At 63.6% G+C, this 22721-nt stretch carries 15 protein-coding genes; 3 read left to right on the top strand and 12 right to left on the bottom strand.

Features of this window, described 5'->3' with window-relative positions:
• Positions 1-57 precede the first annotated feature (57 nt).
• From clpA to dnaE, 3 genes are all read right to left on the bottom strand, one after another.
• Positions 58-2406 (bottom strand): ATP-dependent Clp protease ATP-binding subunit ClpA, encoded by a 2349-nt coding sequence (gene clpA / locus ACTPOI_RS00730; protein ID WP_094291043.1) that lies wholly within the window; start codon positions 2404-2406, stop codon positions 58-60.
• Between the two features lie 57 nt (positions 2407-2463).
• Positions 2464-2832: an ATP-dependent Clp protease adapter ClpS gene (clpS, locus tag ACTPOI_RS00725; RefSeq protein ID WP_015013909.1), complete on the bottom strand. Its 369-nt coding sequence runs from the start codon at positions 2830-2832 to the stop codon at positions 2464-2466.
• Between the two features lie 121 nt (positions 2833-2953).
• The gene (dnaE, locus tag ACTPOI_RS00720; RefSeq protein ID WP_440105523.1) at positions 2954-6493 is read right to left on the bottom strand and encodes a DNA polymerase III subunit alpha; all 3540 of its coding nucleotides are present in this window, start codon (positions 6491-6493) and stop codon (positions 2954-2956) included.
• A 196-nt stretch (positions 6494-6689) separates the two neighbouring features.
• Here dnaE and ACTPOI_RS00715 point away from each other — a divergent pair, with 196 nt between their 5' ends.
• Positions 6690-7487, top strand: coding sequence for an outer membrane protein assembly factor BamD (locus ACTPOI_RS00715; RefSeq protein WP_094291041.1), 798 nt, complete (start codon positions 6690-6692; stop codon positions 7485-7487).
• Here ACTPOI_RS00715 and ACTPOI_RS00710 read toward each other — a convergent pair.
• Both ACTPOI_RS00710 and ACTPOI_RS00705 read right to left on the bottom strand, forming a co-directional pair.
• A complete protein-coding gene (locus tag ACTPOI_RS00710; RefSeq protein ID WP_440105521.1) occupies positions 7450-9510 on the bottom strand; it encodes an ATP-dependent DNA helicase in 2061 nt (686 codons plus the stop codon). The genes ACTPOI_RS00715 and ACTPOI_RS00710 overlap by 38 nt on opposite strands.
• Complete coding sequence (locus tag ACTPOI_RS00705; protein ID WP_094291039.1) at positions 9510-9713, bottom strand: YdcH family protein; 204 nt, start codon at positions 9711-9713, stop codon at positions 9510-9512. The genes ACTPOI_RS00710 and ACTPOI_RS00705 overlap by 1 nt, the downstream gene beginning before the upstream one ends.
• A 107-nt stretch (positions 9714-9820) precedes the next feature.
• Here ACTPOI_RS00705 and ACTPOI_RS00700 point away from each other — a divergent pair, with 107 nt between their 5' ends.
• Positions 9821-10627 (top strand): PP2C family protein-serine/threonine phosphatase, encoded by an 807-nt coding sequence (locus ACTPOI_RS00700; protein WP_094291038.1) that lies wholly within the window; start codon positions 9821-9823, stop codon positions 10625-10627.
• 136 nt (positions 10628-10763) lie between these two features.
• On the opposite strand, the gene ACTPOI_RS00695 is transcribed toward ACTPOI_RS00700, so the two are convergent.
• From ACTPOI_RS00695 to ACTPOI_RS00675, 5 genes are all read right to left on the bottom strand, one after another.
• Positions 10764-11468, bottom strand: coding sequence for a hypothetical protein (locus ACTPOI_RS00695; protein WP_440105518.1), 705 nt, complete (start codon positions 11466-11468; stop codon positions 10764-10766).
• The gene (zapE, locus tag ACTPOI_RS00690) at positions 11465-12562 is read right to left on the bottom strand and encodes a cell division protein ZapE (RefSeq protein ID WP_094291036.1); all 1098 of its coding nucleotides are present in this window, start codon (positions 12560-12562) and stop codon (positions 11465-11467) included. The genes ACTPOI_RS00695 and zapE overlap by 4 nt, the downstream gene beginning before the upstream one ends.
• 84 nt (positions 12563-12646) lie before the next feature.
• On the bottom strand, positions 12647-14074 hold the full coding sequence (gene lpdA / locus ACTPOI_RS00685; protein ID WP_094291035.1) for a dihydrolipoyl dehydrogenase: 1428 nt from the start codon (positions 14072-14074) through the stop codon (positions 12647-12649).
• A 90-nt stretch (positions 14075-14164) separates the two neighbouring features.
• Positions 14165-15433 carry a 2-oxoglutarate dehydrogenase complex dihydrolipoyllysine-residue succinyltransferase gene (gene odhB / locus ACTPOI_RS00680; protein ID WP_252661482.1) on the bottom strand — a complete coding sequence of 423 codons (1269 nt, stop codon included), beginning with the start codon at positions 15431-15433 and terminating at the stop codon, positions 14165-14167.
• A gap of 52 nt (positions 15434-15485) precedes the next feature.
• On the bottom strand, positions 15486-18365 hold the full coding sequence (locus tag ACTPOI_RS00675) for a 2-oxoglutarate dehydrogenase E1 component (RefSeq protein ID WP_094291033.1): 2880 nt from the start codon (positions 18363-18365) through the stop codon (positions 15486-15488).
• Positions 18366-18608: 243 nt separating this feature from the next.
• Here ACTPOI_RS00675 and ACTPOI_RS00670 point away from each other — a divergent pair, with 243 nt between their 5' ends.
• Complete coding sequence (locus tag ACTPOI_RS00670) at positions 18609-19673, top strand: AI-2E family transporter (RefSeq protein ID WP_440105679.1); 1065 nt, start codon at positions 18609-18611, stop codon at positions 19671-19673.
• Positions 19674-19950: 277 nt separating this feature from the next.
• On the opposite strand, the gene ACTPOI_RS00665 is transcribed toward ACTPOI_RS00670, so the two are convergent.
• Both ACTPOI_RS00665 and ACTPOI_RS00660 read right to left on the bottom strand, forming a co-directional pair.
• Entirely contained in the window at positions 19951-21207 is a 1257-nt protein-coding gene (locus tag ACTPOI_RS00665; RefSeq protein ID WP_440105515.1) for a Zn-dependent hydrolase, read from the bottom strand.
• A gap of 24 nt (positions 21208-21231) precedes the next feature.
• Positions 21232-22716 (bottom strand): M81 family metallopeptidase, encoded by a 1485-nt coding sequence (locus ACTPOI_RS00660; protein ID WP_440105513.1) that lies wholly within the window; start codon positions 22714-22716, stop codon positions 21232-21234.
• Positions 22717-22721: the final 5 nt, after the last annotated feature.

Raw genomic sequence — 22721 nt, 5'->3', positions numbered from 1 at the left:
CCCGAGGGGCCGGCTTTGACGCTGAGGTGGAGACAGCGGGTCGGGACTCGCCAGCAATCAGTCTGCCGTGGCCTCTTCCGGCTCAGCAGGCTCGGACTTGGCAGACCGCTCCTTCTTGGGCAGCGGCTGGATGTCGAGCAACACCTCGGGCGTTTCCACCCCCTTGTCGTCGGTCTTCATCTCGATGTCCACCGTCAGGCGCCCACCTTCGGTCAGGCGACCAAACAGCAACTCGTCGGCCAGCGCACGGCGGATGGTGTCCTGGATCAGGCGCTGCATCGGGCGTGCGCCCATGAGCGGATCGAAGCCCTTCTTGGCCAGGTGCTTGCGTAGCTGGTCGGTAAAGGTGACTTCCACCTTTTTCTCGGCCAGTTGCGTCTCCAGCTGCAGCAGGAACTTGTCCACCACGCGCAGGATGATCTGCTCATCAAGCGCCTTGAAGTTGACGATGGCATCCAGCCGGTTGCGGAACTCGGGCGTGAACAAGCGCTTGATGTCGCCCATTTCGTCGCCCGCCTGGCGCGGGTTGGTGAAACCGATGGTCGCTTTGTTCATGGTCTCGGCGCCAGCATTCGTGGTCATGATGATGAGCACGTTGCGGAAGTCGGCCTTGCGGCCGTTGTTGTCCGTCAGCGTGCCATGGTCCATGACCTGCAGCAGCACATTGAAGATGTCAGGGTGCGCCTTCTCGATCTCGTCGAGCAGCAGCACCGCGTGCGGCTTCTTCGTGATGGCTTCCGTCAGCAGACCACCTTGGTCGAAACCGACATAGCCCGGAGGCGCGCCGATCAGGCGGCTCACGGCATGGCGCTCCATGTACTCGGACATGTCGAAGCGGATCAGCTCGATGCCCATGATGTAGGCCAGCTGCTTGGCCGCTTCGGTCTTGCCAACGCCGGTGGGGCCGCTGAACAGGAACGAACCAATCGGCTTGTCGCCCTTGCCCAGGCCCGAGCGTGCCATCTTCACAGATGAAGCGAGCACTTCGAGTGCCTTGTCCTGGCCGAACACCACGCTCTTGAGGTCACGCTCCAGTGTCTGCAGCTTGCTGCGGTCGTCGTTGCTGACATTGGCGGGCGGGATGCGCGCGATCTTGGCCACGATCTCCTCGATCTCGGCCTTGCCAATGGTCTTCTTGCGCTTGCTGGGCACCAGGATGCGCTGCGCAGCACCGGCTTCATCGATCACGTCGATGGCCTTGTCGGGCAGGTGGCGGTCGTTGATGTACTTGGCGCTCAACTCGGCTGCTGCCTGCAGTGCCGCAGCGGCGTACTTCACGCTGTGGTGCTCCTCGAAGCGGCTCTTGAGGCCCTTGAGGATGTCGATCGTCTCGGCCACGCTGGGCTCGACCACGTCCACCTTCTGGAAGCGGCGGGACAGCGCGGCATCCTTTTCGAAAATGCCACGGTATTCCGTGAAGGTGGTCGCACCGATGCACTTGAGCTGGCCGCTGGAAAGCGCTGGCTTCAAGAGGTTGGATGCATCCAGCGTGCCGCCCGAGGCAGCACCCGCGCCGATCAGGGTGTGAATTTCGTCGATGAACAGGATCGCGTTGGGCTTGTCCTTGAGCGACTTGAGCACGCCCTTGAGGCGCTGCTCGAAATCCCCCCGGTACTTGGTGCCCGCCAGCAGCGCACCCATGTCGAGCGAATACACCGTGGCCTCGGCCAGGATCTCGGGCACGTCGTTCTGGGTGATGCGCCAGGCCAGGCCCTCGGCAATCGCAGTCTTGCCCACACCGGCTTCACCCACCAGCAGCGGGTTGTTCTTGCGGCGGCGGCACAGGATCTGGATCGTGCGCTCGACTTCGTAGTTGCGGCCGATCAGCGGGTCGATCTTGCCGTCCTTGGCCGCCTGGTTCAGGTTCTGGGTGAACTGCTCCAGCGGCGAGGCCTTTTCGTTGCGTTCGCCACCGCCACCTTCTTCGCCCTCGGCCTGGTTCTCGGCCTTGGCAGGTTCCGGCGGCTCGCCTTTCTTGATGCCGTGGGCAATGAAATTGACCACATCCAGGCGCGTCACGCCCTGCTGGTGCAGGTAGTACACGGCGTGCGAATCTTTCTCGCCGAAGATGGCCACGAGCACATTGGCACCCGTCACCTCTTTCTTGCCATTGCCCGTGGACTGCACGTGCATGATGGCGCGCTGGATCACCCGCTGGAAGCCCAGCGTGGGTTGTGTATCCACCTCGTCGGTACCGGCGACCTGGGGGGTGTTGTCTTTGATGAAGTTCGACAGCGATGAACGCAGATCATCGATATTGGCCGAACATGCGCGCAGCACCTCCGCTGCGCTGGGGTTATCGAGCAATGCAAGCAACAGATGCTCCACGGTGATGAATTCGTGGCGCTGCTGGCGGGCCTCAACAAAGGCCATGTGCAAGCTGACTTCCAGTTCCTGGGCAATCATGTGAACTCCTTTGTGCTTGCGTGGAAGGGATAACTGTATTTCGGGATCAAAGACCTGTTATTCAACAGGCTCACTGACACATTGCAGTGGGTGGCCCGCCTTGAGGGCGGCGTCAAGCACTTGCTCCACCTTGGTGGCAGCGACATCGCGGGAGTACACGCCGCAAACGCCTTTTCCGTCGAGGTGGATCTTCAACATGATCTGGGTCGCTGTTTCGCGGTCCTTGCTGAAGAACTCCTGCAGCACCACGATGACGAATTCCATGGGGGTGTAGTCGTCATTGAGCATGACCACCTGATACATCTGGGGCGGCTGGGTCTTTTGCGTGCGCCTTTCGAGCACGACCGAACCGCCATCATCCCGCGCTGGCCGTGTAACCGGTGGCGCGGTGGGGGGTGAAGGTGGTTTTGTTGCCATGAAAATCATTCTAGCGACCCGCGCGGGGGGCTGCCGCTGAAGAAGTTGGGAGTTGACCCGGTATTTTTCAAGCCATGGCTCCACAAAGGGAGCCACACCCTGGGACCGCGCCGCCCGCTTACCCCCTGCCCTATTCGTACACCACCGTGGCCGCCCCTGGGCCCGCCTGCGCGGTCCATGCCGCCAGGGCCGCATCCGACGGGAAAAACCGCGCGTTTTCCCCCAGTTGCAGCTCTGCCACCGCCGCTGCGTCCTCGGCCTTGCAGCGCACACCCATGCGCACCCGCAGGCCATGCACCGCGACCTCGCCCTCGGCACTCTCCTCCCGCCGCGCGGGAAACTCCTGCACCAGGCGGGGCACATCGGGCAGCTTGTCTCCCACCACCACATGCAGGTACTTGCCAAACCGGCAGCGTGCACCAGCCAAATCCCACACCTGCTGCACCTTCACGCGCAGGCCTCCGCTGAAATGGTCCAGCTGCAGGCGCCCCATCATCACCACGAACTCGTCTTCCTTGAGCTGGTTGCGGTAGGTGTTGAGCAAGGCCTCATCGGCCGATGCCTCGATGACAGCGGATTTGTCATCCAGCTTGAACAGGGCCAGCTTGCCCCGCTGCCCGTTGATGACGCGGAAGTCGCTGATGATCCCGGCCAGCACCTGGGGCTCGCGGCTGTCGAGCAATTCGTCGATCTGTGTGCGCACAAAGCGGCGCACCTCGGTAGCCACTTCGTCGAACAGGTGGCCGGACAGGTAAAAGCCCACTGCGGTTTTTTCCAGCGTGAGCCGTTCCTTGATACCCCAGGGCAAGGCCTCCACCAGGTCAGGCTCCTGCGTGCTGGAGCCATGGGCGTCATCACCTATCATGTCGAACAACCCACCCTGGTTCACATTGGCCAGCGAGGCTGCCGCGAAATCGAAGGCCCGGTCGATGGACGCCACCAGCGCCGCGCGGTTCATGTTGATCGAATCGAACGCACCCGCCTTGATAAGGGCCTCCACCGTGCGCTTGTTCATGCGCGACTTGTCTACGCGCAGGCAGAAGTCGAACAGGCTCTTGAACGGCCCGGTGGTGGACCCGTTCGGCCCCTCGCCCCGGCCTTCGCGTGCGGCCACCATGGCTTCGATCGCCTGCTGGCCCGTGCCCTTCACGGCACCCAGGCCGTAGCGGATGATCTTGTCCGTGACCGGCTCGAACCGATACTTGCCCCGGTTCACGTCCGGCGGTTCGAAGGTCATGCCGAAATGCTTGACCGCGTCCTCGTACAACACCTTGAGCTTATCGGTGTCGTCCATTTCCACGGTCATGTTGGCGCAGAAGAACTCGGCCGTGAAGTGCACCTTGAGCCAGCCCGTGTGGTAGGCCAGAAGCGAGTAAGCGGCGGCGTGCGACTTGTTGAAGCCGTAGCCCGCGAACTTCTCCATCAGGTCGAACACCTCGTCGGCCTTTTCCTGCCCGATGCCTTTTTCGGCCGCCCCCTTGCGGAAGATCTCGCGATGCTCGGCCATCTCCTCGGCCTTTTTCTTGCCCATGGCCCGGCGCAGCATGTCGGCGCCGCCCAGGCTATAGCCGCCCAGCACCTGGGCGGTCTGCATCACCTGCTCCTGGTACACCATGATCCCGTAGGTTTCGGCCAGCACGGGCTCGACCAGGGGGTGCGGGTACTCCACCGGCTCCTTGCCGTGCTTGCGGTTCACGAACGTGGGGATCAGGTCCATGGGGCCCGGGCGGTAGAGCGCATTCAGGGCAATCAGGTCCTCCAGGCGGCTGGGCTTGGCCTCCTTGAGCATGCCCTGCATGCCCCGGCTTTCAAACTGGAATACGGCCTCGGTCAGCCCGTCCTGAAAAAGCTTGTAGGTCTTGCCATCATCGAGCGGCACGGTCTCGAAGGTGAAGTTCTCCTGGCCCTTGTGGCGCTTGATGATGAACTCGCGCGCAATCTCCAGGATGGTGAGCGTGGCCAGGCCCAAAAAGTCGAACTTCACGAGGCCGATGGCCTCCACGTCGTCCTTGTCGTACTGGCTCACAGCCGATTCGCTACCCGGCTGCTGGTAGAGCGGGCAAAAATCGGTGAGCTTGCCCGGCGCAATCAGCACGCCCCCCGCGTGCATGCCGATGTTGCGCGTCATGCCTTCGAGCTTCTGCGCCATCTCGATGACGGTCTTGACGTCTTCTTCCTTGCGCACGCGCTCGTAGAGCATGGGCTCCAACTCCAGCGCGTAGTTGTTCTTGTCGCCCTCCTTCTTCACTTCGGGCGGGTACTGCAAGGTGTACGACATGCCCGGTTTGCCCGGCACAAGCTTGGAGATGCCGTCGCAGAAGGTGTAGCTCATGTCCATCACCCGGCCCACGTCACGGATGGCCGCCTTGGCGGCCATGGTGCCGAAGGTGGCGATCTGGCTCACTGCGTTCTTGCCGTACTTCTCCTTCACATAGTCGATCACACGGTCGCGGTTGCCCTGGCAGAAGTCGATGTCGAAGTCAGGCATCGAGACCCGCTCGGGGTTCAGGAAGCGTTCGAACAGCAGGTTGTACTCAAGCGGATCCAGGTCGGTGATCTTGAGCGCATAGGCCACGAGTGAGCCCGCGCCCGACCCCCGTCCGGGCCCCACGGGGCAGCCGTTTTCCTTGGCCCACTGGATGAAGTCGCCCACGATCAGGAAGTAACCGGGGAACCCCATCTTGAGGATGGTGCCGATCTCGAACTCCAGCCGCTCCACATAGCGCGGGCGCTGCTGTTCGCGGTCGGACTCTTTGGGGAAAAGCAGCTTGAGCCGCGCCTCCAGCCCCTCAAAAGAGGCGTAGCGAAAGTACTCGTCGATCGGCATGCCATTGGGTGTGGGGAAATCCGGCAGTTGCGGCTTGCCCAGCACCAGCGTCAAGTTGCAACGCTGGGCGATTTCCACCGTGTTCGCAATGGCCGAAGGCACATCGGCAAACAGCGCCTCCATCTCGGCCGATGACTTGAAATACTGGTCGCGGGTGAATTTGCGCACCCGGCGCGGGTTGGCAAGGATTTCGCCCTCGGCAATGCAGATGCGGGCCTCATGGGCCTCGTAATCATCCGCCGTGGCAAATTGCACCGGGTGTGTGGCCACCACCGGCAGGTTCAGGCGCGCCGCCAATTGGGCCGCTGCGGCCACATGGGCTTCATCGTCGGCGCGGCCCGCGCGTTGCAACTCCATGTAAAAGCGGTGCGGAAAAATCCCCGCGAGTCGCAGCGCGATGTCAGCCGCGCCAGACTCATCCCCCTTCAGCAAGGCCTGCCCCACCGGACCCGCCTGCGCGCCCGCGAGGGCAATCAGGCCTTCCGACAGCTCCTCCAGCCACGCCCAGGTGCACAGCGCCAGGTTCTTGACAACGTTGCGCGTCCAGGCGCGGGCCAGCAGCTCTGACAGGTTGAGGTAGCCCTGACGGCTTTGCGCCAGCACGATCATTCGCGATGGCGCCGCCCCCGCTTCGCCTTCCAGAAAAATTTCTGCACCCAGAATAGGCTTGACGCCCTTGCCCCGGGCTTCCTTGTAGAACTTGATCGCGCCAAAAAGGTTGTTGAGATCGGTGATGGCCAATGCAGGCTGGCCATCCTTGGCGGCCGCCTTGGCCACCTCATCGATTCGGTTGGTCCCGTCCACGACGGAGAATTCGGTGTGCAGGCGCAGGTGAACAAACATGGAGCCATTGTAGAAAGCCCTGCACCTGCCCACCTGAAAGCAGAGCTTACGGCGCCGCAGGGCGGCAACGGCCCCCAGTACAATGCCTTTTCTGTTCAAGATGCCTGTGGACCCTTGGGCCGGAAGCGCAACTCACGCCCCGGACGAACCCAGCCCCATGTGCACCTGTTCCCTCATTTGCTGAAAGCTGCTTGCGATGCTGCGTGCCCCATTGCCCCTCGTTTCCGCCCTGCTGCTTGCCGGTCTGCTGGCGGGCTGCTCCAGCACCCCAGAAGACAAAACGGCCGGCTGGAGCCCCAACCGTATCCATTCGGAAGCCAAGGACGAAATGAGCAGCGGCGCCTACGACAAGGCGGTTCCGCTGCTCGAAAAGCTCGAAGGCCGTGCAGCCGGCACACCGCTGGCGCAACAGGCCCAGATCGACAAGGCCTACGCCCACTACAAGGCCGGTGAAAAGGCCCAGGCCATCGCCACGCTGGACCGCTTCATGAAGCTGCACCCAGCCAGCCCCGCGCTGGACTACGCGCTCTACCTCAAGGGCCTGGTGAATTTCAACGACAACCTGGGGTTGTTCTCCTTCATCTCGCGCCAGGATCTGTCCGAGCGGGACCAGAAGGCCGCCAAGGACTCGTTCGAAGCCTTCAGCGAACTGTCCACCCGCTTCCCAGACTCGCGTTACACGCAGGACGCGCGCCAGCGCATGACCTACATCGTCAACTCGCTTGCGCAGTACGAAGTGCATGTGGCCCGCTATTACTTCCAGCGTGGCGCCTATGTGGCGGCCATCAACCGCGCCCAGGTGGCCGTGGCTGATTACCAGGGCGTGCCTGCGCTGGAGGAAGCGCTGTACATCCTGATCCAGTCGTATGACGCCCTGGGCATGACCCAGTTGCGTGATGACGCGCGCCGCGTGATGGACAAGTCCTATCCCCAAAGCCCCTATATGAGTGGCGGCTTCAAGGGCAAGTCGGATCCGTGGTGGAAGGTCTGGTGAGCAGCGCCTGCAAGGCCTCTTCAAAAGCCTCTTCCGACTCCAGCCGCCGCATTGGCGGCAATGCGGCCAGCAGGCGTTTGCCGTAACCCATGGTGACAAGGCGGGTGTCCCCCACCACCAGAATCCCCCGGTCTGACTCTCTCCGGATCAAGCGTCCCGCCCCTTGCTTGAGCGCCACGGCCGCCTCAGGCAGTGCATAGGCCTTGAAAGCCTTTCCTCCCGCCTTTTCGATCCGCTGCGTGCGCGCCTCGACCAAGGGGTCGCCAGGTGGCGGAAACGGCAGCTTGTCGATGACCACAAGCTGCAGCGTGTCACCGGGCACATCGAACCCCTCCCAGAAGGTGGCGGACGCGACCAGCACACAGCCCGGCTGACCATGGTCAGCTCCTTCCCGAAAACGCTCCATCAGCCGCCGCTTGGGCCACTCGCCCTGTACCAGCACCTCCAGCGCTCCTGATGATGCAAACCGCTTCTGAAGCGCGTCACCCACTGCGCGCAACGCCTTCAACGTAGTGGTCAGCACCAAGGTGCGCCCCCCCAGCCGCTCGGCAGCCAGGCCCACCCATTGCGCCAGCGCTGGGCTGTGGGCCGGGTCGGCGGGTGAAGGCAAGTGGCGCGGCACATACAGTGCGGCCTGCGCCGGGTAGTCGAACGGACTGGCCACTCGCAGAATTTGGGCCTCCTGCAGCCCCGCCCGTTCAGTGAACCAGCTCAGGCGCTCGTCGTCGCCCAGGGTCGCCGAGGTGAAGATCCAAGCCCGGCCCGGCCCTGCGGAACTGTCATCCGGCCAGCCATCGCCGCCCGCGCCCTCAGAAGCCTCGGCAGGCGCTCCCAGCAAGCGCGTGCGCATGGCATCGGCAATGTCCAGCGGCGATTCGACCAGCCGCAATTGGGTGCCCACATCCACCCAGCGCACCACCTCGGGATCGCTGGGACCTGAAAAGCGGGCCAGGCGCGCCAGCAGCTCCGAGCCGCGCTCATACAGGCGCACAAAGTCTGGGGCGATCTCGCTGACCGTATCGAGCGCCTCCTGGGCCTGCGCGCAGGCCAGCGCCACGCCGCGCAAGGCGCCGTGCCAATGCTCGGCCGGGAATCCCTCCGGGGCATCATCCGCCCATCGCAGCTTGGTGGCACCCGTGGCCGTGCGAGCGACCAGGCGCAGGTCCTGCGCCGACAGCTCCACCCGGCGGGACAACCCCACCCAGTCCGCCAGGCCCCGGGCATGCTGCAGGCCTGCGGCCAGCAGGTCCCTGCTGAAATCCGTCACCTGCCCTGTGGACAACTGGGTGCCGAGGAACTGCACGCCCGTCTCATTGATCTGGTGCGCCTCATCAAACACCACCACGCGTACCGTGGGCAACAGCTCGGCCATGCCGGACTCGCGCACTGCAACATCGGCAAAAAACAGGTGGTGGTTGATGACCACGATGTCGGCCGCCAGCGCCTCGCGCCGCGCCCGGTGCACATGGCAGGGGCGGAACTGGGGGCATTGCGAACCCAGGCAGTTCTCGCGGGTGGATGTAACCAGCGGAATCACGGGCGAGCGGTCATCCAGCCCCGTCAGTTCCGCCAGGTCGCCCGACTGGGTGTGGTGTGACCAGTCTTCGACCTTGGCCAGCACACGCGCCACGCCCCGGTCCTGGGCCTGCGCGTCCTGGCGCGCAAGCTCCATGCGGTACAGGCACAGGTAGCTGGAGCGGCCTTTAAGCAGCGCCATGCGCACCGGCATGCCCAGCGTTTCGACAAGCCAGGGCAGGTCCCGCGCAAAAAGCTGGTCCTGCAGCGCCTTGGTGGCGGTGGACAGCAGCACCCGCTCGCCGCTGAGCAGGGCGGGCACCAGATAAGAAAAAGTCTTGCCCACCCCGGTACCCGCCTCCACCACCAGGGCGCCCCCTGCTTCGATGGTCCGTGCGACGGCGCAGGCCATCTGGGTTTGCCCTTCGCGGGGCTGGAAGTGTGCGTCCGCCCGCTCCAGAACACCACCGGCGGCAAACACCTCCGCCACCATGTCAACCAGCGCCATCAGGCAGGCTCTTGCGGCAGAAGCTCACGTTCCAGCCGGTCCATCGCATCACGCAGGACCAAGCGGCGCTTCTTCAGCCGCCGCAGCGCCAGTTCGTCGGGCGCCGCATCGGGGGCGCAGCGATCGATCAAGGCATCCAGATCGGCATGTTCCATGCGCAATTCGATCAGTTGTCGGTGGGGAGAGTGGAGGCTGGGTTTCAAGGCAGGAGCGCCACAAGCATGGCGAAAATGCCACAGGCGGGCGGATAATACGCGCTTAGCCCGTTTTCACGACGAGCGTTTGTGCACGCGCCCCCACAATCACCAGCATGACCAAAGCGTTTCGCCTCATCGCGTCCACCGGCATCCACAAGGGCGACCGGGAATACCAGCAAGACCAGGTCGCCCTGATCTCCCACGCCCGACACAATGGCTGCGTGCTGGGCGTGATCGCCGATGGCATGGGCGGTCGCAGTGGCGGCCGCAAGGCATCGGACCAGGTCATGATGACCGCACGGCAGCTGTTCGAGCGCTACTCGCCCGACACCGACGACGCGGTGTCCATGCTCAAGAACATGGTCGAAGAGGCCCACATCGTCATTCGCCTGACGGCCATTTCGGCAGAACAGGAACCCCACAGCACGATTGCGGCCTTCCTCATCAACCCCCGAGGGGACTGCCACTGGGTGCATGCAGGCGACTCGCGCATCTACCATTTCCAGGGCCCCCGCATGGTGTTCCGCACCAGCGACCACTCCTATGTCCAGGCGCTGGTGGACCGGGGCGAGCTGACCGAGGCCGAGGCCAACAACCACCCCCACTCAAACATCCTGGTGGGCTGCCTGGGCACCGAGAGCGACCCGCCCATCACCACCCACATCATTCCGCAACTGCAACCGGGTGATGTACTGCTCGCCTGCAGCGACGGTGTCTGGCACTACTTCTCGCCCACCGAACTGGCCTCGGTGGTGGATTCGCTGTCGCCCCGCGAAGCCACCGAGTTCCTGATTGAAAAGGCGCGCTCCCGGGCCCGGGGCGGCGGTGACAACCTGTCGCTGGTCATCGTGAAGATCGAAGCGCTGGTCGAAGAAAAGAAGATCGCACGCCTCGTTCCGATCGACGCAGGCCGCGCCTGACCCACAGCCCACGGCGCCTGTATCAGGCTATCTGGAAGCCAGGCTGCTATGACGGCGACCCACCAGCGGAGCAGCTTGCCCCCATAAATCAATGGGCCAGCGGGCCGACGATGCCCCTGCTGTGCTTTTCAGGCAATCAGCGCACTGGACTGGATACTGCGCGCGCCGGTGTTGGCAACGGCGCAGCAGGCGGGTGCCCCTTTGCGGCCGCATCAGCCTGGGACTTTTCGACCCGGGCGCGGCGCTCCTCCGCCGCTTTCAGGGTTTCTGCATGGCGAATGCGCGCCTGGGCGGCGCGGTCGGCCTGGACAGCCGCACGGGCAGCCTGCTCGCTGTCATGCTGCTGGACCCGGCTGCGCTGCAAAAGTGCGCGCTGCTCGGCATCGTGGTCCCGCTGCGCCTTGGTGCTCGCGGGGTCTGCCGGGGTTTTGCGCACCGTGGCATCCGTGCCCTGCCCTCTGGACGCCGGAGGCGGCACGGCCTTCTGCTTTTCCTCAATGGAGCGCAGGCGCTCAGCCGCCTTTTCCCTGCGCTCGGCGTCGTTCAACTCCACCTCCTGGGCACGGAGCCGATCGCCGGCTTCACGCGCCTTGGTGCGGACACTGCGCAGGCAGTCCTCCACCGCAAACTGCTTGTAGCAGGCTGCTTCCTCCTTCTGGCGCACGGCAGCCATCGCCTCGCGCTCGTGGCGGATGCGTTCGTGCTCGGCCTTGCGATGCGCAGCCGCAGCGGCCTGAGCGCTGTCCTGTGTTCCATCGGCGGCCTGGGCCCACACGGGAGCCACTGGCAGCACCAGCACAGTGGCAAGCACCGTTGCAGCAAAAAATGCACGCTGCATCATGTCAGCCCCGTATCCACCATGCGACGCTCCAGGTCCAGGAACTCCTTGGACTGCATCTCGTTGAGACGCGACACAGTGCGCGGGAACTCGTGTGCCAGCGGCCCATCGGTGTAAAGCTGCTCGGGCGGCACAGCCGCCGACAGAATGAGCTTGACACGCCGGTCATACAGCACGTCCACCAGCCAGGTAAAGCGCCGCGCGGGCGACGCCATGCTCACCGGCATGTAGGGCACGTCGGAAAGCAGCACGGTGTGGAACTGCGTGGCAATCTCCAGGTAGTCGTTCTGCGAACGCGGGCCGCCGCACAGCGCCTTGAAGTCGAACCACACCACGCCACCGGCCTTGCGCCGTGCGCGGATCTCGCGCTGCTCGATGTGCAGCACCGGATCTTCGTCATGCACTTCGGCCAGCTGGTCGAAGGCCTGGCTCATCTCGGCGTCGGCCTCGGGGCCCAGAGGCGTGTGGTAGAGCTTCACATGCTCCAGCGTGCGGCGTCGGTAGTCGGTGCCGTTGTCCACGTTGACCACTTCCAGCTTCTCGTTGAGCAACGCAATCGCGGGCAGGATGCGGTCGCGGTGCAGGCCGCCGGGGTAAAGATCGTCCGGTTTGAAATTGGACGTGGTGACAAAACCCACGCCGTTGTCGAACAGCGCCACCAGCAAGCGGTGCAGGATCATGGCATCGGTGATGTCCGCCACGTGGAACTCGTCGAAGCAAATGAGCTTGTAGCGCTTGGCAATGCGCTCGCCCAGCACATCCAGCGGGTTCTGCGTGCCCTGCAGCGCCACCAGCTCGCGGTGCACCTCGCGCATGAACTCATGGAAGTGCAGGCGCACCTTGCGCTTGAGTGGCACGGCGTCAAAAAAGCACTCCATCAGGAAGCTCTTGCCCCGCCCCACCCCGCCGTACATGTACACGCCACGCGGAATCTCGGGCCGGTTGATCAGCTTCTTGAGCGCGTTGGAACGCCGCGCCTTGTAGGCGGCCCATTCATCGGCACAGCGCTGCAGCGCATCCACGGCCCGCAGCTGGGCGGGGTCGCTTTGGTAGCCTTTGGCGGCCAGCTCGGCCAGGTAAGCCTGTTTGACTGTCACGGGATGCGCACCCTTCTGATACTATGAATTTGATAGCTACCAGCGCATGAATAGCAGGCGCTGGAGCCCTTTTTTATTCAAATATCAGAAGTTGAGAGTGCGCTTGTCCACGGCCAGGGCCGCTTCCTTGGTGGCTTCGCTCAAGGAGGGGTGTGCGTGGCAGATGCGTGCGATGTCTTCGCTGCTGGCCTTGAACTCCATGGCGACCACAGCTTCGGAGATCAGCTCGCTGGCCTGCGGGCCCACGATGTGCACGCCCAGGATCTCATCGGTTTCGGCATCGGCCAGCATCTTGACCATGCCGGTGGTGTCGCCCAGTGCGCGTGCGCGGCCGTTGGCCAGGAAGGGGAAACTGCCCGCCTTGTACTTGACGCCATCGGCCTTGAGCTGCTGCTCCGTGCGCCCCACCCATGCGATCTCGGGGCTGGTGTAGATGACCCAGGGAATGGTGTTGAAGTTGACGTGACCGTGCTGGCCGGCGATGCGCTCGGCCACGGCAACGCCTTCTTCCTCGGCCTTGTGTGCCAGCATCGGGCCACGCACCACGTCGCCCACCGCCCAGACGCCGGGCAGGTTGGTCTTGCAGTCGCCGTCCACCACGATAGCGCCGCGCTCGTCCAGTTGCAGGCCCACAGCTTCGGTGTTCAGACCGATGGTGTTGGGCACGCGGCCGATGGAGACGATGAGCTTGTCCACTTCCAGCGACTGGGCTTCGCCCTTGGCGTTGGTGTAGGCAATGCTCACACCCTTTTTGCTGGTCTTGATCTCGCCGACCTTCACGCCCAGCTCGATCTTCAGGCCCTGCTTGTCGAAGGCCTTCTTGGCTTCCTTGGCGATCTGCTCGTCCACCGCGCCCAGGAACGTGGGCAGGCCTTCGAGGATGGTGACTTCAGCACCCAGGCGGCGCCACACCGAGCCCATTTCCAGGCCGATCACGCCCGAGCCGATGAGGCCCAGCTTCTTGGGCACGGCGCCGACGCGCAGCGCGCCGTCGTTGGACAGCACCAGTTCTTCGTCAAACGGCGTGCCGGGCAGCGCACGGGCGTTGGAGCCGGTGGCGATGATGATCTGTTTGCCAACGATGGTCTCTTCAGCGGCACCCGCCACCTTGATCTCGTAGCCCCCTTCGGCAGCCTTCACGAACGAGCCGCGGCCGTGGAAGAAGCTGACCTTGTTCTTCTTGAACAGGTACAGGATGCCGTCGTTGTTCTGCTTCACGACGGTGTCCTTGCGGGCAATCATCTTGGCCACGTCCATCTTGACGCCAGTGGCCGTGATGCCGTGCTCGGCAAAGTGCTTGTTGGCATGCTCGAAATGCTCGGACGACTGCAGCAGCGCCTTGGAGGGGATGCAACCGACGTTGGTGCAGGTGCCACCGGGTGCGGGGCCGCCCTTGTCGTTCTTCCACTCGTCGATACAGGCGACGTTGAAGCCCAGTTGGGCGGCACGGATGGCAGCAATGTAGCCACCAGGGCCGCCACCGATGACGATCACATCAAATTGTTTGCTCATGGGAAATCTCGTTCAGTCAGTTGGAGAAAGACCCACCGGCGGGCAGGACCAGAGGCCGGGCCACGCGGGTGGGTCGATGCAGTCAGGGGATCAGATGTCGAACAGCAGGCGCGATGGGTCTTCCAGCGCGTCCTTCATTGCCACCAGGCCCAGCACGGCTTCGCGGCCGTCGATGATGCGGTGGTCATAGGACATGGCCAGGTAGTTCATCGGGCGGATCACGATCTGGCCGTTTTCCACGACAGCGCGGTCCTTGGTGGCGTGCACGCCCAGGATGGCCGACTGGGGCGGGTTGATGATGGGGGTGGACAGCATTGAGCCGAACGTGCCGCCATTGGAGATGGAGAACGTGCCGCCGGTCATTTCTTCAATGCCCAGCTTGCCTTCAGCGGCCTTCTTGCCGAACTCGGCGATCTTCTTCTCGATGTCAGCGAAGCTCATCTGGTCTGCATTGCGCAGGATGGGCACCACCAGGCCACGGGGCGAGCCCACGGCGATACCGATGTCGAAATAGCCGTGGTAGACGATGTCGTTGCCGTCCACCGATGCGTTGAGCACAGGGTACTTCTTCAGGGCGTGCACAGCGGCCTTCACGAAGAAGGACATGAAGCCCAGCTTGGTGCCGTGTTCCTTGGTAAAGCTGTCCTGGAACTTCTTGCGCAGGTCCATCACCGGCGCCATGTTCACTTCGTTGAACGTGGTCAGGATGGCGTTGGTGGCTTGCGACTGCAGCAGACGCTCTGCCACGCGGGCGCGCAGGCGGCTCATGGGCACTCGCTGCTCGGGACGACCGCTCAGGTCTTCCTTGCCAGCGGGCGCTGCCACCTGGGGCAGTGCCTTGGAGGGCACACCAGTGGGGATCACGCTGGGAGCTGCGACGGCAGCCTTGGCACCACCGGCCACGGCGGCCAGCACGTCACCCTTGGTCACACGGCCGTCCTTGCCCGAACCGGCCACGGCCGAGACAGACAGGTTGTTGTCGGCCAGCAGCTTAGCAGCGGCGGGCATGGCCACATCCCCCTTGGAGCCACCAGCGGCGGCAGGCGCTGCAGCAGGTGCGGCGGCAGCGGGGGCTGGTGCGGCAGCGGCAGGAGCTGCTGCAGCGGCACCCGCTTTGCCTTCCGTGTCGATCTTGGCGATGAGCTGATCAGCCACCACAGTGGCACCGTCGCCCTGGATGATTTCAGACAGCACGCCAGCGGAGGGTGCGGGCACTTCGAGCACGACCTTGTCGGTTTCGATCTCGATCAGGATCTCGTCCACGGCCACGGCTTCACCGGGCTTCTTCTTCCAGTTGAGCATGGTGGCTTCTGCCACGGATTCGGACAGCTGGGGGACTTTGACTTCTACGATAGCCATTTTGAATTCTTTCGGTAGGGGTTCTGTTCTGTGTTCGTTCGGGTAGCTGGCCTTACTTGGTCAGGACAAAACCCTTGAGCTTGGCGAATGCTGCGTCCACCAGCGCCTTTTGCTGCTCCTGGTGCAGGTGGGCATAACCCACGGCAGGCGAAGCAGACGCGGCGCGGCCTGCGTAGCCCAGCTTCTGGCCATCGAGCATGTTCTCGTGGATGTTGTGCTGGATGAAGAACCAGGCACCCTGGTTCTGCGGCTCGTCCTGGCACCACACCACATCCGTCGCGTTGGGGTACTTCTTGAGTTCGGCCCCAAATGCCTTGTGGGGGAACGGGTAGAGCTGCTCCACACGGATGATGGCCACGTCTTCGTCTTCGCGTTCGGTGCGCTTCTTCACGAGGTCGTAGTACACCTTGCCCGAGCACGCGATCACGCGCTTGACCTTGGCGGCCTTCTTCACGATGGCTTCGTTCTGCTCGGGAATCACCGTCTGGAAGCTGCCCTTGGTGAACTCGGACAGCGGCGAGGTGGCGTCCTTGTTACGCAGCAGCGACTTGGGCGTCATGATGATCAGCGGCTTGCGCAGGTCGCGCACCATCTGACGGCGCAGCACATGGAAGATCTGGCTGGCCGTGGTGGGCTGCACGATCTGCATGTTGGTGTCGGCCGCCAGCTGCATGAAGCGCTCCAGGCGGGCCGAGCTGTGCTCAGGGCCCTGACCTTCATAGCCGTGCGGCAGCATCAGCGTAATGCCGTTCACCCGGCCCCACTTCACTTCACCAGAGGCGATGAACTGGTCAATCACCACCTGGGCACCGTTGGCGAAGTCGCCGAACTGTGCTTCCCAGATCACCAGGGTGTTGGGGTCGTTCGATGCATAGCCGTACTCGAAGCCCAGCACCGCCTCTTCAGACAGGATGGAGTCGATCACGACAAACGGGGCCTGGTTGTCGGCCACGTTCTGCAGCGGCACATAGGTGCCAGCATCCCACTTTTCGCGGGCCTGGTCATGGATCACGGCATGGCGGTGGGTGAACGTGCCGCGTCCGCAGTCTTCGCCCGACAGGCGCACCGGGTAGCCGCTGGCCACCAGGGACGCGAAGGCCATGTGCTCGCCCATGCCCCAGTCCACATTGATTTCGCCACGGCCCATGGCAGCGCGGTCATCGTAGACCTTCTTCACCAGTTGGTGCGGTGTGACGCTGGCAGGAATGGTGGTGAGCTTTTCGGACAGGCGCTTCCATTCCGTCAGTGGAATCGCGGTATCGCCCGCATCGGTCCACTTCTTGCCCAGGAAGGGCGACCAGTCCACCGCGTACTTGCTCTTGAAATTGGTCAACACCGGATCGACGGTGTGCTTGCCCGCATCCATGGCAGAGCGGTACGCCTTGACCATGTCGTCGCCCAGCGTCGCACCCAGGCCCTGAGTGGCCAGCTTGTCGGCGTACAGCTTGCGGGTGCCGGGGTGGGCCGCAATCTTCTTGTACATGAGTGGCTGGGTCAGCGAGGGCGTGTCCTGCTCGTTGTGGCCCAGCTTGCGGAAGCAGGTGATGTCCACCACCACGTCCTGGCGGAACTCCATGCGGAATTCCAGCGCCAGCTGGGTGGCCAGCACCACCGCCTCCGGATCGTCACCGTTGACGTGCAGCACGGGGGACTCGACCATCTTCACGATGTCGGTGCAGAACGCGCTGGAGCGCATGTCGCGCGGGTCGGAGGTGGTGAAGCCGATCTGGTTGTTGATGATGATGTGCACCGTGCCGCCTGTGGTGTAACCACGGGTCTGCGCCAGCGCCAGGGTTTCCTGGTTGACGCCCTGTCCGCCAAATGCGGCATCGCCGTGCACCAGCACGGGCAACACCTGGCTGCCCCGGGGGTCATCACGGCGGTCCATGCGGGCGCGCACCGAACCTTCCACCACGGGGTTGACGATTTCCAGGTGCGAGGGGTTGAACGCCAGCGACAGATGGACCGGGCCGCCGGGGGTGGATACGTCCGAGGAGAAACCCTGGTGGTACTTCACGTCGCCCGCTGGCAGGTCTTCCGGAGCGGTGTGGTCAAACTCGGCAAACAAGTCGGCGGGCATCTTGCCCAGCGTATTGACCAGCACATTCAGGCGGCCACGGTGGGCCATGCCAATGACGATTTCCTGGATGCCCTTGGAGCCCGCCTGCTGGATCAGCTCGTCCATGGCAGCAATGAAGCTCTCGCCCCCTTCGAGGGAGAAACGCTTCTGGCCAACGTACTTGGTGTGCAGAAAACGCTCCAGGCCTTCAGCAGCCGTCAGGCGGTCGAGAATCTGCTTTTTCTTTTCCGCGCCGAAGCTGGGCTTGCTGCGGATGGTTTCGAGTTTTTCCTGCCACCAGCGCTTCTGGTTCTGGTCGGTGGCGTACATGTACTCGGCGCCGATGGAGCCGCAGTACGTTTCGCGCAAGGCATTGATCAGCTCGCGCAGCGGCATGGATTCCTTGCCGAAGAACGTGTTGCTGGTGTTGAACACGACTTCCTGGTCGGAATCGCTGAAGCCGTAAAAAGAGGGTTCGAGTTCGGGAATCGCGGGGCGCTCGGTGCGCTTGAGTGGGTCCAGATCGGCCCAGCGTGCGCCCACATTGCGGTAAGCGGCGATCAGTTGCTGAACAGCGGTGCGCTTGCGACCCAATTCGGAGTCCGCGCCGGTGGCGACGACCACCTTGGTACCGCCCTGCTTTGCACGCTCGGCAAAGGCATTGATCACCGGCAGATGGGGAACGTCCTTGGCATTGCTGCCATCCACTGCGGGCACATTTTGCAGTGCATCAAAGTACTCGCGCCAGTTGTCTGGCACGCTACCTGGGTTGGCAAGGTAGTTTTCGTACATCTCTTCGACATAGGGCGCATTGCCGCCGAAGAGGTAAGTGTTGCCTTGGTAGGCTTGATAGACGGATGTCGTATCGCTCATATTCCGCTGACCTCCGCTCTCCTTGGGAAAGCATTAGCTGGTTGAGAAACCTTCCGCGACACGGCTGAACCGATTGGCGGATGCGACTGTGGCTGGGGAAGGGCCTTGGTACGGGCGGTATTGTGCCACCGAACGGGCGATCGCCCAAAGGAAGGGTCATGCGCGCACCCACAACAGGCCGCCGAAAAATTGACGTCAGCGGGCCTCGCGTACATTCCGGGTATCTCATTGCCTCCAAGCGACATGACACCCAATCACCTCCAAGACAAAGCCTTCCTGCTGCTGCTGATCGCCGTGACCATCGCCTTCGGAGCCATCCTCTGGCAGTTTCACGGCGCTGTTTTTTGGGGCGTGATTCTGGCCATCCTGTTTGCCCCGCTGCATCGCAAGCTACTCAAGCGCATGCCCAAGCGCCCCACCCTGGCAGCCCTGTGCACGCTGGGGCTTTGCCTGGTCATCGTCATCCTGCCCATGACCGCCATCACCGTGTCGCTGGTTCAGGAGGCCAGCGTCATTTACGAACGGGTGCGCTCAGGCCAGCTCAATTTCGGGCTCTATCTGCAGCAGGTGATCGCAGCCCTGCCAGCGTGGGCCGCCAATCTTCTGGAGCGACTGAATCTCACCAGCATCGGTGAGTTGCAGCAAAAACTCTCCTCCGTTGCCGTACAAGCCAGCCAGTTCGTCGCAACACAAGCGCTGAGCATTGGTCAGAACACGCTGGAGTTCCTCGTCGGCTTCGGCATCATGCTGTACCTCCTGTTTTTCCTGCTGCGCGATGGCGCCAGCCTGGCCCGCCGGATTGGCCATGCGACCCCACTGGACGATGCCCATAAACGGCAGCTGGTCAGCAAGTTCACCACCGTCATCCGAGCCACCGTCAAAGGCAACATCGTGGTGGCGGCCTCTCAGGGGGCCCTGGGCGGCCTGATCTTCTGGGTGCTGGGCATCCAGGGCCCGGTTCTGTGGGGGGTACTGATGGCCTTCCTGTCACTGCTGCCTGCTGTGGGTGCAGGCCTGATCTGGGTACCGGTGGCCATCTACTTCCTCGCCACCGGAGCCGTGTGGCAGGGCGCCGTGCTGACTGCATTCGGAATCGGCGTGATTGGCCTCGTGGACAACGTCTTGCGCCCTATTCTTGTCGGCAAGGACACCAAGATGCCGGACTACATCGTGCTCATCTCCACACTCGGAGGCATGGGACTTCTCGGCCTGACAGGCTTCGTCATTGGTCCCGTGATCGCTGCGCTGTTCATGGCCAGTTGGGACCTTTTTGCACCGAACCACACGGACTCTTCGGCCAATCCGTGACGCGCAACACGCCCCTCATATGTGGCGCGCGTGCACAACGGACACCGAAAAAACAAAGACCTTCGCGAGGAGTCCTTTGAAATTGCACATCAGACGCTCCATCCCGGTGTACCGGTAGCCCACTTCCAGCGCAGCCACCCCAGTGGAGCTGAGCCCATGAACGGGTCCGCCCTGAAAGACGCCACCCGCGCCATCCACGCGCACAGCGCCAGAACTCAAGAGAAAAAAGGCTCCAGCGCGCATCCATCAAGCACTTACAGCTATCAATTGCAGAGCATCACGTGCCCGCCCGCTCCAGCATCGCATGCAGCAGCACGTTGCAGCCCGCCTCGATGTGCTCAGGTTTCGCATCCTCGATCTCGTTGTGGCTGATGCCGTCCTTGCAGGGGATGAAGATCATGCCGCTGGGAGCGAGCTTGGCCATGTAGACAGCGTCGTGCCCGGCACCCGAGACGGCGGGCATGTGGCTGTAGCCCAGCTTGGCAGCGGCGCGGCCCACGGCCTCCACGCACTCGGGCTGGAAGAGCTGCGCGGGGTAGCTGGATACCATTTCGATGTGCACCTGCACACCATGCTCCTGGGCCACCTGGTCGGCGAAGGCCTTGACCTCGGCGGCCATGGCGTCCACCAGCGCATCGGTGCTGTTGCGCAGGTCGATGCTGAACTTGACCCGGCCCGGAATCACGTTGCGGCTGTTGGGGAACACCTGCACCATGCCCACAGTGCCCCGGCCGTGCGGCGGATGGCGGTGGGCGGCGGCCACCACGTCTTGCATGATGCGCGTGGCGGCCAGCATCGCGTCTTTGCGCAGGGCCATGGGCGTGGGGCCGGCGTGGGCTTCCATGCCGGTGACGGTGCAGTCAAACCAGCGGATGCCCAGCACGCCGCTGACCACACCAATGGTCTTGTCGTTGTCTTCCAGCACCGGGCCTTGTTCGATGTGGGTTTCAAAGTACGCGCCGATGGGGTGGTCGCCCGGCTCCTGGTCGCCGATGTAGCCGATGCGCTCGAGTTCGCCTTTCACCGTCTTGCCCTCGGTGTCGGTGGCAGCGTAGGCGTGCTCCAGCGTGAAGGCTTTGGCGAACACGCCGGAGCCCATCATGACGGGCACGAAGCGGCTGCCTTCTTCGTTGGTCCAGAACGCGACTTCGATGGGGGCTTCGGTTTCGATGCCGTGGTCGTTGAGCGTGCGCACCACCTCAATGCCCGCCAGCACACCATAGTTGCCGTCGAACTTGCCGCCCGTGGGCTGGGTGTCGATGTGGCTGCCGGTCATGATGGGCGGCAGGCTGTTGTTGCGGCCGGGGCGGCGCATGAAGCCGTTGCCGATCTTGTCGATGGTCACCGTCATGCCCGCTTCGCGTGCCCAGCGAGTCACCAAGTCACGGCCTTGTTTGTCCAGGTCGGTGAGGGTGAGGCGGCATACGCCCCCCTTGGGTGTGGCGCCGATCTGCGCCAGCTCCATGAGCGAATCCCACAGGCGCTGGCCGTTGATGCGCAGGTTTTCGATGTCGGGTTTGGCTTTCTTGTCCATAGAAGCTCCAGAGATATAGCTCAGTCAGGGGTAAGCGAGCACGTCGCCCAGCGGGTAGACAGGCTGGCGCAGGTTCTCAAAAGGGAATAGCCGGTAGTCCGAACTGGTGACGCCGGGGCTGTCGCACTCGACCAGCCCCGCAGAGAGCGGAACGAACACCGGCCGGCAGTACATACGCGACTTGAGCAGTAGGTAGCGGTAGGCCGTGGGATCCAGGCCCACGCAGGAGAAAACGCCCAGATCCCACGGCTCGTGCGGCTGCTCCACCACCACGATCTGTGTGCCTCCGGCATCCAGCCAGACGGCGCGTCCCATGGAGCAGCGCTGGCCGGTGTAGATGGGACCGGTCACGGTGTAGCTACCGTCGCTGATGGCACGCACAGTGCCCTGCACCATCACGGGCTCTTTGACAATGCCCAGCCGGGCCAGTGGTACCTTGTTGCCCAGGCGTACCGACACCTGCGCGCCCACACCGGCTGCCAAGAGCTGTGCAACGGCCTCTGGATCAGACAGCGGCCCCGTGGCGATACCGGTCAGGCCATGCTGCCAGGCGGCCTGCAGCACGTCCATGGTGTCGCAGGTTCCTCCGGACATACAGTTGTCACTATGGTCCAGCAACAGCACGGGCTTGTCCGCCCCTTCGGCCATGCGCTGCGCCCGCGCGAAGGCGTCGGCCAAAGGCTCGCTGGCATACACGTAGCCCTCGCGCTCCGCCCAGATCTGGGCAGCCACGCGGTCCAGCGCAGTGGTGCACAGCGCCTCCCCCTCAGCAGTGCATTCGGCCGTGGCCACCACGCTCACGCACGGCGCGGCGATGTCGGCCAAGGAGAAGCCCGCAAAGATGGTCATGGCCGGCACGCCCTCCCCTTCGGCCTGCCGCGCCGATGACACGGCAGCGGCCATGGCACCGCCCAGGGTGGTGCTGCGCAGCGTGTGGCTGAGCAGCGGCAACTGTCGCCAGCGCACGGCATAGCGCGTGCCTTGCTGCAGCATTTGCAGCACCAGGCGCGCCGCGTGCTCGCCCGTCTCGTACATGTCCACATGCGGGTAGGTCTTGAACCCCACCATCACATCGGCGTGGTCGATCATCTTTTGCGTGATGTTGCCGTGCAGGTCCAGGGCCACGCCCAGCGGCACGCCGGGCGCCGCCGCTCGCACGCGGGCCAGCAGGTCACCCTCGCCGTCTGGCATGTTCTCGGCGACCATCGCGCCATGAAGGTCGAGCAGGATGGCGTCGCAGCCCGCCGCGGCGGCAACGATGCGATCCGTCAACTGGTTGTAGGCGTCAGCATCCACCGGCCCACTGGGGTTGGCCGTGGCGGAGACGGGCGTCACGCACTGCGCCCCCACCCGCTTTGCTGCATCAATGAAAGCTGCCATCGCCGTTCGCATGCCGGCATTGGCCTGGAAGGCTGCGGTGTCGTAATCGGGTGCAAACGCCTGCAAGGACGTGGGCACCGGAGAAAAGGTATTGGTCTCGTGGTTCAGACGAGCGATCAGAAACTTCATGAAGT

The sequence above is a fragment of the Acidovorax sp. BL-A-41-H1 genome (assembly GCF_051942715.1).
Note: the sequence above shows the minus strand (reverse complement) of the source record. Positions and strands in the feature narration are given on the sequence as shown.